The 12,904-nt window shown below is 68.5% G+C and carries 9 protein-coding genes and 1 pseudogene; 7 read left to right on the top strand and 3 right to left on the bottom strand.

The window, feature by feature from the left end; genetic code table 11:
• Positions 1–166: 166 nt before the first annotated feature.
• The 5 genes and pseudogenes from I3F58_RS17910 to I3F58_RS17890 form a co-directional block, all read left to right on the top strand.
• Positions 167–655: pseudogene (locus I3F58_RS17910) on the top strand (DUF2637 domain-containing protein); the annotation flags it as partial.
• Between the two features lie 97 nt (positions 656–752).
• Complete coding sequence (locus I3F58_RS17905; RefSeq protein WP_240109625.1) at positions 753–1,895, top strand: tyrosine-type recombinase/integrase; 1,143 nt, start codon at positions 753–755, stop codon at positions 1,893–1,895.
• Positions 1,892–4,405 (top strand): site-specific integrase, encoded by a 2,514-nt coding sequence (locus I3F58_RS17900; protein WP_240109624.1) that lies wholly within the window; start codon positions 1,892–1,894, stop codon positions 4,403–4,405. The genes I3F58_RS17905 and I3F58_RS17900 overlap by 4 nt, the downstream gene beginning before the upstream one ends.
• Positions 4,402–4,971, top strand: a complete 570-nt coding sequence (locus I3F58_RS17895) for a DUF6262 family protein (protein WP_240109623.1) — start codon at positions 4,402–4,404, stop codon at positions 4,969–4,971. The genes I3F58_RS17900 and I3F58_RS17895 overlap by 4 nt, the downstream gene beginning before the upstream one ends.
• 786 nt (positions 4,972–5,757) lie before the next feature.
• Positions 5,758–6,027, top strand: a complete 270-nt coding sequence (locus I3F58_RS17890; RefSeq protein ID WP_240109622.1) for a hypothetical protein — start codon at positions 5,758–5,760, stop codon at positions 6,025–6,027.
• Positions 6,028–6,117: 90 nt separating this feature from the next.
• Here the strand turns inward: I3F58_RS17890 and I3F58_RS17885 are convergent, their stop codons facing one another.
• The gene (locus tag I3F58_RS17885; protein WP_240109621.1) at positions 6,118–7,023 is read right to left on the bottom strand and encodes a DUF4231 domain-containing protein; all 906 of its coding nucleotides are present in this window, start codon (positions 7,021–7,023) and stop codon (positions 6,118–6,120) included.
• 81 nt (positions 7,024–7,104) lie between these two features.
• Between I3F58_RS17885 and I3F58_RS29415 the strand changes: the two genes are divergently transcribed.
• Positions 7,105–8,262: a hypothetical protein gene (locus I3F58_RS29415; RefSeq protein ID WP_275678641.1), complete on the top strand. Its 1,158-nt coding sequence runs from the start codon at positions 7,105–7,107 to the stop codon at positions 8,260–8,262.
• A 442-nt stretch (positions 8,263–8,704) separates the two neighbouring features.
• On the opposite strand, the gene I3F58_RS17875 is transcribed toward I3F58_RS29415, so the two are convergent.
• Together I3F58_RS17875 and lysS are read right to left on the bottom strand one after the other, a co-directional pair.
• Entirely contained in the window at positions 8,705–8,920 is a 216-nt protein-coding gene (locus tag I3F58_RS17875) for a hypothetical protein (RefSeq protein ID WP_240109620.1), read from the bottom strand.
• A 147-nt stretch (positions 8,921–9,067) separates the two neighbouring features.
• Positions 9,068–10,828 (bottom strand): lysine--tRNA ligase, encoded by a 1,761-nt coding sequence (lysS, locus tag I3F58_RS17870; protein WP_240109619.1) that lies wholly within the window; start codon positions 10,826–10,828, stop codon positions 9,068–9,070.
• A gap of 242 nt (positions 10,829–11,070) precedes the next feature.
• Between lysS and argS the strand changes: the two genes are divergently transcribed.
• Positions 11,071–12,861 carry an arginine--tRNA ligase gene (argS, locus tag I3F58_RS17865; RefSeq protein ID WP_240109618.1) on the top strand — a complete coding sequence of 597 codons (1,791 nt, stop codon included), beginning with the start codon at positions 11,071–11,073 and terminating at the stop codon, positions 12,859–12,861.
• Positions 12,862–12,904: the final 43 nt, after the last annotated feature.

Genomic DNA, 12,904 nt, shown 5'->3' with positions numbered 1-12,904 from the left:
GTCAAGGCCATCGCCCCCCTCAGCTCTTCACGCTACCCAACTATTCTGAATATGAGAATAGTCGACGGAGCAAATGAGCCGCCGACCCCGAGAGAGCCGGTTCTGGAGAGGATGTGCCAGGCTGTGCCCCGCTGGATCGGAAAACTGAGCCGGGAGGGGACCGCGGGTGGCCGCGATGCAGCTCACACGGATGCACCGAGTTCTGGTCGGTGTGGTCGTCGCGGGTGCGTTGATCATCGCCGGGATCGGCTTCGCCGGCTCGTACACGGCGGTGCGTGAACTCGCCGAGAAGAAAGGTTTCGGCGACTTCTCACTGGTCTTCCCCATCGGCATCGACGCGGGCATCTGCGTCCTGCTGGCCCTGGACCTGCTGCTGACCTGGCTGCGAATTCCCTTCCCGCTGCTGCGCCAGACGGCCTGGATCCTCACCGCCGCCACCATCGCCTTCAACGGCGCGGCAGCATGGCCGGATCCGCTGGGCGTGGGCATGCACGCGGTGATCCCCATGCTGTTCGTGGTGTCGGTGGAGGCCGCGCGGCACGCGGTGGGCCGGATCGCGGACATCACGGCGGACAAGCACATGGAGGGCGTGCGGCTCACCCGGTGGCTGCTGTCGCCGGTGCCCACCTTCCGGCTGTGGCGGCGGATGAATATCTCTATGTCGCCGTGACTCGCCAGGGACGTGAGGTACGTCTTGTCACTCGTTCGTGGCTCACAAGTATCTACAACGCGGGAGTCACGTTAGGTACGGCATGAACGCCGACACCTTTCAAGCTGAACGGGCCCTGTCTCCCGGTAGAGATCCGCAGAGCACCCGGTGGGTCATCCTCGATCCCCAGCTTTCGATCCACCGGGAGGGGACAGACTTCCTGACGTTCCTGCACGGTGCTGACCGGTCCGTGAACACCATCAGGGTCTACGCCGGGCGCCTGACCCTGTTCCTGACCTGGTGCGCCGAGTACGCGGTCGACTGGAGGACCGTCACGCTGGCCTCGATGGCGCGCTTCCGGTTCTGGCTGGAGTCCACTCCTGGTCGTCGAGGCAAGTCACGCTCCGGGGCGACGGTCAACGCGACGATCACGGCGGTCGTGGAGTACCTGCGGTATTGCGCTCTTCACGGTGTGATCGCACCGGAGGCGGCGGACCGCTTGTCGCAGCCGCGCTACCTCGCGACACCGCCGCCTGGCTTCAATGCCGGTGAGCGCGGGCAGTTCCGCACGGTGCGCGCGAAGGCGATCAAGTCCCGCGAGGTTGAGAAGCCCTACGAAGCTCTGTCCGAGGAGCAGGTCACCACGGTGGTGGCTGGCTGTCGTACGGCTCGCGACCGGTTCTTGGTGGGGTTGATGCTGGCGACCGGAATCCGTATCGGGGAGGCTCTGGGGCAGCGTCGGCAGGACATGCACTTCCTGCCCGATTCCCGCGCCTTGGGCTGCAGCGTTTCCGGGGCCCACATCCACGTGCGCCACCGCCGGGACAACGAGAACAAGGCCCTGGCCAAGTCCCGCTATCCGCGCGTCGTGCCGGTCGACGGGCCCACAGTGGCCGAGTACGTGGCTTATCGCGCCGACCGCGATGCCGTGGTCGAGGCCGAAGCAAACGACCTGGTCTTCGTCAACCTCTACCAGCGGCCTCTGGGCAAGGCGATGACCTATCAGGCGGCGAAGGGCATGTTCGAGCGGCTGTCGCGGCAGTGCGGATTCGTCGTGCGCCCGCACATGCTGCGGCACACCGCCGCGACGGCCTGGGTTAGGGCCGGCGTGCCGATCGACGTCGTGCAGCAGCTGATGGGGCATGTGTCGGCGGCGTCCACCGCGATCTACCTTCACGCGAATGAGCGTGAGAAGCGGGAGGCCGTGGAGCGCGTAGCCGCTCAGCGGGAGGTGGCTGCGCGATGAAGCAGGTGATCGCTGCAGCCCTGCCCTCGCGCCTGGAGCCCGAGACGCCGGGGGCTGGCTGGTTGGCTTGGCTGCGCCAACACGTGCAGCCCGACTGGCGTCCGGGCGAGTGGGACCACGAGCGGATGTTCTTCGACGGCGATCTGGACAACGACGCCACCGGTGCGTCTCGTTGCAAGGTTGTCGCCTGCCAAGCGCCGTGCCCTGGTCGTGTCGGCCGGTGCTCTCCCTGCGCAGCTGCCGCCCGGTCGAGCGATCTGCCAGACGATGAGTTCGACGCGACGCACCAGCCGGCCCGGAAGCGACGCGTACGCGGAATGTCGGACCGTGAGGTGTGTCTGGTCGCCGACAGTTCAGGGCGATGTGCACGGGAATCGGTAAGTCATGGACTCTGTCCCACGCATGCCTCAACCTTCAGCGAGCGCAGAAGACGCTGCCCCGAGCTGAGCGTTGCGGACTGGCAGCGCTCGGCGCGCCCTCAGCCGCTGATGCACCAGGGTGAATGCCTCGTCGGCGGGTGCCTCCGTGAACAGCAACAACTCCGGTTGTGCGTGTCACACCATGGAAAGTGGCGCCGCGAGCTCAGCAGCGGCACCCACATTCCCGACCAGCTTTTGGAGTGGGCAGCCGCTACCGGTCCGTTCCTCCAGGTCCATCAGTTCTGGTGCGGCGGGCTTCACCCCGTCGTCGCCCACGAACTGCTGCTCGGCCTGCAGGAACGCGACCAGGCAGGGCTGAGCATCAGTCCGCTCGCGGTGCGGCTCGCCATCGCGGCCGTCGTCGGCGTGGACAGCTTGAGCGGCCTGGACTTGTCGTCACTGCGGTTCGGCAAGGAGAAGGGCAGCAGCCCGGCGCGCGCCTTGTTGGGGCAGATCCAGCGCATGGTCGAGCGCGCTCACCGGCAGTACGAGGGGGCCGATCCGATGGCGGGCGAGGTCTGGGACGCGGCCGCCGTGGGCCTGTGGGCCGCGACCCATCGCCGTTACGATGCGGTGAAGGGCGACATCGACTTCCGTGTCGTCCGGCAGCAGTGGTTGCGCACGGTGCTCATGGAATGGGCCCGTTCAGTTCGGCCGACCATCCAGGATCTGCGCACCTCCCTCCTGGCTTTCTCCGCTGCCTCCGAGGGACTGGCCCAGCGAGTTGGAGGCGGCGATGCTCCCTCCCGCCTCGGCGCCGCGGACATGACGGCAGCCGTCGACGCGATCAAGAAGTCCCGGAAGAAGGACGGGAAGCCCCGGGCGTCCGCCACCCAGGACAAGTTGGTCAGAGCATGGTTCGCCGTGTTGGAGTTCGCGCGTGCGAGTGGGCTTATGGACGATGTTCCCGGCGCCTTCAGCCGGGCCCGCCACCACCGTGTGGCTCCCGTCGAGGTCAATGAGGAACACGTCGGCCGGGCCTTGCCCGACACCGTCATTCGTCAGCTGGACGCCCAGCTGCATCTGCTGGATGTCTCCCATCGGGGCTGGCCGAAAGATCTCTCGCAGCTGTTCCATCAGACCGTCTACGCCGTGCTGCGCGACACCGGGCGCCGCCTGGGTGAGGTCGCGAGCCTCAAGGTGGGCTGCGTCGAGCAGGAGGACGATCACTACCAACTGGTCTACGACAACCACAAAGCCAAGCGGAACGGCCGCCGCCTGCCCATCTCGCAGAGCACAGCCGAGCTGATCACCCGCTGGGAACAGCGCCGTGCCGAACTCCCGCTGACCGAGCGTGCAGGACGGTGGCTCTTCCCCAGCGCCATGCACGGCTCCGGCCGCGGGAATGGGCACATCCGCGGTGACAGCATCTCGGCGGTACTGCGCACCTGGGTCGACGCACTCCCCTGCATCGATAGCGACATCCCGGGGCCCGACGGGCAGCCGCTGCCCTTCGACCGCTCCCAGATCAGCGCCCACGCCTTCCGCCACACCTACGCCCAGCGGCTTGCAGACGCTGGTGTACCCGTCGATGTCCTGCGCGACCTGATGGATCACACCTCGGTCGATACGACCATGGGCTACTACCAGGTAACCCTGAAGCGTAAGCGGGAGGCTGTGCGGACCCTGGCGCCCCTGGCCGTGGACCGCACCGGACGATCGGCTCCGCTCGCCCAGAGCAAGTACGAGATCGCCTCGGTCGCTGTACCGTTCGGCAACTGCACCGAGCCATCCAATGTCAAGGCCGGCGGCGGTTCCTGTCCTCTTCGATTCCAGTGCTCAGGCTGCCCCTTCTACCGCCCCGACCCGTCCTACTTGCCCGCCATTGAAGATCATGTGCGTGATCTGAAAGCAGACCGCGAGGCAGCTGACGCCGTCGGAGCCGCCGACTTTGTGTTGGCCAACATCAATGCTGAGATCGACATCTACCAGGACGTGGCCACCACCATGCGTGACCAGCTCGCCGCGCTGCCCGACGACGAACGACACGAGATCGAGGAGGCAAGCAAGATCCTCCGCAAGTCTCGGGCCACCGCCTCCCACAGGCTCCTGCCGCTGACAGTGATCAAGCCGCGCGAGGAGGACCAGTGACCGGTCACGAAACCCGCGCTGCCGCGCTCAAGGCTGCGCGAGAGCGCGACAGCCAGGACAAGCGCCGCCGCGTGCTGGAAGCTCTCGACTCCCTGCAGCGCGCGGGAACGAAGATCACGTTCGCCAAAGTGGCCAAGGAGGCAGGCGTTTCCAACTGGCTCGCGTACTCGCCGGGTATGCGCGAACCCATTGAGGCCGCCCGCCGACGTCAGGAGGAACTCGGCATCGAGGCGACAGTCGGCGCCGTTCCGCCACAGAGTCGCGTCAGCGTCGCCAGTCTCAAGACGGACCTCTCACTCGCCCAGCAGCAGGTCAAGGAGCTCCGCGAAGAGCGCAACCGGCTGCGCGAACGGCTCCGCATCCAGCTTGGCACGGAACTGAACCACACTGACACCAGCGAACTCACGGCTCAGGTGGAAGAGTTGAACCGTGCGAACGCGGCGCTCACCAGAAGTCTCCAGCAAGCCCAAGCCGACAACAAAGCGCTGCGCGCCACCATCGAAAACCTGGAGGACGACCTGACCGCAGCCCGGCAGAGCCTGCGCAAGATGATGCGCGCCACGTAGATCCGGATCAATGCCGGTGCTGAGGACAGCCCCACCCGAAGGAGGAACAGCCCATGCCCCCGCGGCATAGCCCGGTACGGCCTATCCACTTCCTCCTGGCCCCTCGCATGGCGAGGCGCCTGTACCTGTGGACGCTGGACAACCCCAGTCTCACCTACCGGGAAGCGCTGAAGTGGGAGAGCCTCTGGCAGCTCGAGCGTGCCCGGCTGCGACAGCTCTACGGGCGATGGCTGTGGCGCCTGAAGGCACCTTGGCCAGAACGGATTCCACTGCGTGCCGGTCTCTTCAGCCCAGCGTTCCTTGCTGAGATGCGGTCTGCTCAGAAGTCCGTGAATACCAGCTGAGCGCGGCAGGGCCAGGCGGGCCCTGGCACCCGTGGCCGGATCCCGAACTGACCGATCGCCTTGAGGCAGCCGAATCATAAAAGGGGAGGATGTGCAGAACCGGTTCGCAGGAGGGTGCGCATCATGCTCCGTACAGGTTGCGGCACGCGGCGGGTTCGTACAGAAAAGTGGGAGCGGCACCTGGGAGGTGCGCTGCGCAACGTGCCGTCACGTTGACGAGCTCGCCGAGGCTTATGACTTTGGCCCCGACGAGATCGTCCTGCCCGCGGCGCCACCGCCCGGATCCGCTCCCGTCCTGCGCCTTCGTATTCTCGGACTAAACCGATCCTGTTGGAAGTGTGGGAGGGACACCACTTGCGTCGTTGGTCTATACCCGGCCCGTCCAGCACGTGGCTACTGCGGACTCTTCACCACGGAGAACGCCCGGACAATGGCACTCGCTGTGCAGCTTCTGGAGCGAAACGGCCGGGCGGACCTGACAGCACAAGTCAAGTCCCGATACAGCAGGACCATGCGCGAACGACAGCTGACGAACGGGTGTCGGCACTGCGATGCACTCCAAGGTAACTTTCCTGTCCACGAGGAGGCGTTCGACCAGGTCGTGGCAGCTGGCGGTCCGGACGGACTCGACACGCTACTCATCGCCGATTGCCCCACGCAGGAGTGGCAGGCGGTTGTGCACGACAACGGTGGCGGTGTCATCGCCGTTTGATGCAAGCCCATTGGCCGATGATGCACTCGGATCGGATCACGGCTGGTTGCCCCACCGGCGATGACAGCCGCGCTTCACGCGAAGCCCGCGTCAGGCCGACCGTTCCTCGGTTGAGCTCTGCTGCTCAAGCTGTAGTTCCCTCTTGCGCTGCTCTTCCTTCAGGCGCTCGACGAATCGCGCAAACATTCTCAGCCTCTCCTGCTCCGAGAGGGGTTGTGACGGGTCGGTGCCTGCGTAGTCATCGAGCATGAACTGCGACGCGTTGTAGTGCTTCTCGATGTCGTCGGCCGTTGACTGAAGGTTGTACCCACGTTCGCGGAACTTGAAGTAGCCAGTGATGCCAGCGGAGATACCCACTAGGGCGCTCAGGGCTGACGTGATGATCCGCAAGACCAAGTTGGAGCCTTCGTTCATCGCCGCCAGCGTCGACGTAACGATCGACCCCGTAATGATGATGATTTGGAAGAAGTTGTGAACACGGCGGTTTGTCGCCGCACCCTTCCTGTACTGGTCGATCAGGTCGAGTGACGCTTCGCGATAGATCCGCAGCCCTGATGGCGAGTCCAGCGGGAGCTTCGCTGCGGCCGTTTGCCGGTCCAGCGATGCATTTCGCAGCGTCGTGTTCGCTGCCACTATCTTCTTGCGGTTCTTCCAGAGCGCCCACCCAGCTGCCACCCACAGCACCAGCACGATGACCAGGCCGGCGTACCGCGTAAAGGTCGGCTGCTCGTTCCACAAGCCCACGACGACGGTGTAGCCCAGCAAGAACGCCAAGGCGATGGCGCCCAACATCGTCAGCAAGAAGATCCGCTGAAACGTCCGGGCTGCGCGGAGATCGTCCTCCAACTGGTCGAAGGCTCTCACCTTCTCGCGGTACTCCTGCTGAAGTGCCCGCTCCTGCTCTTCCGTCAGTGGCGCTGAGCCCGCCCCGCCGTCTGCCCCTACAGTCACTGCTCCCCCTGTCCCTGCGGCACGCACATCATGCCAGTCGACCATCCCTGTGACCGACGTAACTGACATGCCAGAAGGAAAACCACCCTACCGATCAGGAGTGACGTCAGAGACCTAGAGATAAGGATGAAGCTGTGGGAGCTGCGATCGTACGAGCAGGTCATCAAGCTGGAGCAGGACCGGATGATCTACCAGGCCCGGCTCCAGGCCCGGTACGGACGCGGCTGGCGGCGCAAAGCCCCGGTGGAGTCGCTGATGCCGCTGCGGCTGGCCCGGTTCGGCGTGCCGATCGCGGAGACGGCCGCGGCGGGCCTGGCCGCGGCGGGCATCGAGCCGGCCCTGCTGCCGCCGAACTCGGCGGGACCGGCGACGGCGGCGGTCGCGGTGGCGGCGGTGGAGGGCCAGACGGCGGGCCCGCCGGTTGCGGGTGAACTCCCGCGGGCGGCGGAGCCCGTGAGCCCGGGTGGGCCCGAGGCGAAGGCCCCGGCTGCGGCCACGGCTGCCGCCCCGGGCGCGGCTCCGGGTGAGGTGCCGGTCACGGCTGCCGCCCCGGGCAGGGCACCGGACGCCGCTGCCACTCCGGCGCCCGCGCCTGTTTCGGCCGAGGAAGCGCGCCCCTCACCGTCGGCCGCACAGCCGCAGCAGGCCGAGGTCACGGCCGAGCAGGGGCACCCCACACCGCCCCCCGCACACCCTCAGCCCCGGCCCGAGGCCCCCGGTCCCCAGGCCCGGTCCCAGGCAGCACACCCGGGCCGGACGCGGCCTCACCTTGCGGCTCAGTCCCAGGCCCGGGCCGTCCCGGCGCAGGGCGGCCCCGGCCCGCAGTCCCCGCACGAGCACCCCGCCCCGCCCGCCGCCGCGTACGGCCCGCAAGCCGAGGCCCATCCGGTCCACGACGAGTCCGGGACCGTACCGACGGTCCACGACGAGTCCGGGACCGAGCCGACGACCCACCACAGCCCCTGGTTCGCCGCCCCCAAGGTCACACCCGACACGTACACGGGCACCTACAGCCCCACCCACGAGGAGGCGGACGCCCCCGCCGACCCGGCTGAGGCAGCCGAAGCCCCCGACATCACCGACGAGTTCGGCCGGCTCGCCTACGACGTGTTCCGCACGTACGCCCGGCAGAACGGCAGCTGGCCGAGCGCGGACGTGCTCGACATCCACCTCACCGGCGCGTACGGCGTCCAGCACCCGCGCAGCGCGGCGCTGCTGCGCAGGCTGATGCCCGAGTTCAAGACCCGCTACCAGGCAGAGCTGGAGGCGGAGCACATCGCGTGACTCGCCGCCCCGCCCCTCACCGAACCGGAGCGCATCGCTGCCCCAATTCCCCGCTCGTCGGACGCCGGAGAGGCCGAGAAGAGCCGACCCCTCAGCCGCCGGGCCGGATCAGCACCCCGGCCCGGCGGCTGAGGGCGAACACCGCTGAGGGCACCGCGACGGGCCAGGAGCGGCACCCGCACTCCGGCCCGTCCTCCGCACGAGACCCCGCGCCGCCCAGGGCACGGCGACGGGCCGGGGACAGGTCCCGCACCCGGCCGTCCACGGCCTGAGGGCGGGCCCCGCGCAGGCGCGTCTCCCGGCCCGCCCAGCCATATGCCCCAGCCTGCCCGGCGTTTGAGGGCGAGCCCCCTATGGCCTTCGACCAGCGGTTACGCCCCCGAGGCGCGACACCGGGTCCCGGGGACGGAGCCCCGGCCTCGGGAAGGGGCAGGACCGGGGCCTAGGCGCGTGCCGCCGCCCGCGCCCGCAGCTTCGCCCGTTCCCCGTACACCGCCAGCCCCGCACCGACGACCGTCAGCACGGCGTACCCCGCCGTGGGCACCTCCCACCGCTTCTGCAACAGCCCCCACGGCCCCTCCCCGAACACCCTCCCGGCGAGCCCCAGGAGACCCTGGACACCGACGAACCAGCCCACGACAGCGATGAGTTCCTTCATGGGTCCACGGTGCCGCCCCGCATGGCCGGTCGCGTCGTGCACGGGACCGAACCGCGGGTCATACGAACGGTGCAGAGACGGGCCGGAGGGCCTCACCCCGCACGGGGTGAGGCCCTCCGCCGAAGGAGCCGCAGGCGGGCGGCGGCGTCAGGCGCCGAGCAGCTTCCGCACCCGGTCCGCGCCCACCGCGAGCAGCAGCGTCGGCAGCCGCGGCCCCGTGTCACGGCTGACGAGCAGCCGGTACAGCAGCACGAAGAACGACCGCTGCGCGGTCTTCAGCTCGGGTGTGGGCTTGGCCTCCGGGTCGAGCCCCGCCATGATCTTCGGGACGCCGTAGACCAGCGTGGTGAGCCCGTCCAGCGACCAGTGGGTGTCCAGGCCCTCCAGCAGCAGCCGCAGCGCCTCGCGGCCCTCGTCGCCGAGGGAGCCCAGCAGTTCCGTGTCGGGCTCGTCGCGCACGATGGTGCGGGCCTCGGCCGGGACCTGGGTGGTGATCCAGTTCTCGGCGCAGTCCAGTCGCGGCCGGGCCTCGGCGAGGGAGGTCAGCGGGTTGGCCGGGTCCAGCTCGCTGAGGATCCGCAGGGTCTGCTCGTCGTGGCCGGCGGTGATGTCGACGACCGAGGCGAGCGTCCGGTACGGCAGCGGGCGCGGCGTCCGCGGCAGCTCACCCGCGGCGGTGCGGACCGCGCGGGAGTGCGCGGCCGCGTCGGCGGGCAGCGCGGAGCCGTCCGCGACCTTGGCCTCCAGCTTGTCCCACTCGTCGTACAGCCGCTGGATCTCCTGGTCGAAGGCGACCTTGAAGGACTGGTTGGGCCTGCGGCGCGCGTACAGCCAGCGCAGCAGCGGCGCCTCCATGATCTTCAGGGCGTCGGCCGGGGTGGGCACCCCGCCCTTCGACGAGGACATCTTGGCCATGCCGGAGATGCCGACGAACGCGTACATGGGGCCGATCGGCTGGACCCCGTCGAAGATCTCGCGGACGATCTGGCCGCCGACGACGAACGAGGAGCCGGGCGAGGAGTGGTCGACGCCGCTCGGCTCGAAGATCACGCCCTCGTAGGCCCAGCGCATGGGCCAGTCGACCTTCCAGACCAGCTTGCCGCGGTTGAACTCGCGGAGCAGGACGGTCTCGGAGTGCCCGCACACACAGGTGTAGGTCAGCTCGGTCGTCTCGTCGTCGTAGGCGGTGACCGTGGTCAGGTCGCGCTCGCAGCGCCCGCAGTAGGGCTTGTACGGGAAGTAGCCGCCGACGCCGCCGGAGCCGTCGTCCTCGGATGCGGCGCCGGAGCCCTCGGCGGCGGCCAGCTCGGCCTCGTCGACCGGCTTCTGCTGCTTCTGCTGGGGCTTGCCCTTGGCCTTGGGCTGGCCGGTGGCCTTGTCCTTCGTCCGGTACCGGTCGAGGATCGCGTCGATGTCGCCGCGGTGCCGCATCGCGTGCAGGATCTGCTCGCGGTAGGCGCCGGAGGTGTACATCTCGGTCTGGCTGATGCCGTCGAACTCGACGCCCAGTTCGCCCATCGACTCGATCATGGCGGCCTTGAAGTGCTCCGCCCAGTTGGAGTGGGGGGAGCCGGCCGGGGCGGGCACCGAGGTGAGCGGCTTGCCGATGTGGTCGGCCCAGGAGGCGTCGACCCCGGGGATCCCGGCGGGAACCTTGCGGTAACGGTCGTAGTCGTCCCAGGAGATCAGGTGCCGGACCTGGTGGCCGCGGCGGCGGATCTCGTCCGCGACGAGGTGCGGGGTCATGACCTCTCGGAGGTTCCCCATGTGGATGGGCCCGGAGGGTGAGAGACCGGAGGCGACCACGACCGGTTTGCCAGGCGCACGTCGCTCCGACTCGGTGATGACCTCGTCCGCGAAACGGGAGACCCAGTCGGTCTCGGTGCTGCTCTGAGCCACGATCGGCACGTCCTTGATGTCTTCTGGTGCGGGTTTCGAAGGGTGGTGCGGGGTGTTGCCCTGCGCCCATTCTCCCAGACGGACCGACCGGGCCCGAGGTTGTCCACAGGCTGTGGGACGAAGGTTGTCCACAGGCCGGACGACGGAGCTAAAAGATGTTGCTGGCTCATGGGAGACTTGACAACCGAGTCGGCCCGCCTGTGGCGGGCGCCCGATTCGGCCCACGACCACCGACACAGGAACGGAAGCTCATGGCCTCGGTCCCTTCCCTCGCTTCGACCGTGCAGCAGCGCCTCGCGGACGCCCTCTCGGCAGCCCTGCCGGAGGCCGGTGCCGCCGACCCGCTGCTGCGACGAAGCGACCGGGCCGACTTCCAGGCCAACGGCATCCTGGCGCTCGCGAAGAAGCTGAAGGGCAACCCGCGCGAGCTGGCCGCCAAGGTCGTCGGCGCGCTGCCGTCCGCTGACGCCGCCCTGAAGGACGTCGAGGTCTCCGGTCCCGGCTTCCTGAACATCACGATCAGCGACCGGGCGATCCTGGAGACCCTGGCCGCCCGCGCCGCCGACGACCGCCTCGGTGTGCCCCTCGCGGAGAAGCCGGGCACCACGGTGATCGACTACGCGCAGCCGAACGTGGCGAAGGAGATGCACGTCGGCCACCTCCGGTCGGCGGTCATCGGTGACGCCGTGGTGCGGATCCTGGAGTTCTCCGGCGAGAAGGTGGTCCGGCGCCACCACATCGGCGACTGGGGCACCCAGTTCGGCATGCTCATCCAGTACCTGACCGAGCACCCGCACGAGCTGGACCACAAGTCCGCCTCGGACGACACGGCCGTCTCCGGCGAGGAGGCCATGTCCAACCTGAACCGGCTGTACAAGGCGTCCCGGGCGCTGTTCGACTCCGACGAGGAGTTCAAGGCGCGCTCCCGCGACCGGGTGGTGCTCCTCCAGTCCGGCGACGCCGAGACGCTGAAACTGTGGCAGCGGTTCGTCGACGAGTCGAAGATCTACTTCTACTCGGTGTTCAACAAGCTGGACATGGAGATCGACGACCCGGACGTGGTCGGCGAGTCGGGCTACAACGACATGCTCGACGAGACCTGCCGCCTGCTGGAGGAGTCCGGTGTCGCCGTGCGCTCCGATGGCGCCCTCTGCGTCTTCTTCGACGACGTGAAGGGCCCGGACGGCAACCCGGTGCCGCTGATCGTCCGGAAGTCGAACGGCGGGTACGGATACGCCGCGACGGACCTGTCCGCGATCCGCGACCGGGTGCACAACCTGCACGCGGACACGCTGCTGTACGTGGTGGACGCACGGCAGTCGCTGCACTTCAAGATGGTCTTCGAGACCGCGCGCCGGGCGGGCTGGCTGAACGAGGACGTCAAGGCGGTCCAGCTGGCCTTCGGCACGGTCCTCGGCAAGGACGGCAAGCCGTTCAAGACCCGTGAGGGCGAGACGGTCCGGCTGGTGGACCTGCTGGACGAGGCGGTCGACCGGGCGTCGGCCGTGGTCCGGGAGAAGGGCGAGGGCCTGCCCGAGGACGAGCGCCTGACCGACGGGGAGATCGCGGAGCGCGGCACGCAGGTCGGCATCGGCGCGATCAAGTACGCCGACCTGTCGACGTCGGCGTCCCGCGACTACAAGTTCGACCTGGACCAGATGGTGTCGCTGAACGGCGACACGTCCGTGTACCTCCAGTACGCGTACGCGCGAATCCAGTCGATCCTCCGCAAGTCGGGCGAGGCCGGGCCCGCCGCGCACCCCGAGCTGGAGCTGGCCCCGGCCGAGCGGGCGCTGGGCCTGCACCTGGACCGGCTGGGCGAGACGCTGGCCGAGGTGGCGGAGTCGTACGAGCCGCACAAGCTCGCCGCGTACCTGTACCAGCTCGCCTCGCTGTACACGACGTTCTACTCGGAATGCCCGGTCCTGAAGGCGGACACCCCGGAGCAGGTCGAGAACCGGCTGTTCCTGTGCGACCTGACCGCCCGCACCCTGCACCAGGGCATGGCCCTGCTGGGCATCCGGACGCCCGAGCGCCTCTGACCGCACGACCCCGGGGCGGCGGAAGCGATCACCGCCGCCCCTC

The sequence above is a fragment of the Streptomyces sp. MUM 203J genome, assembly GCF_022414595.1.
In the GTDB taxonomy this organism is placed as follows: Bacteria; Actinomycetota; Actinomycetes; order Streptomycetales; family Streptomycetaceae; genus Streptomyces.
Note: the sequence above shows the minus strand (reverse complement) of the source record. Positions and strands in the feature narration are given on the sequence as shown.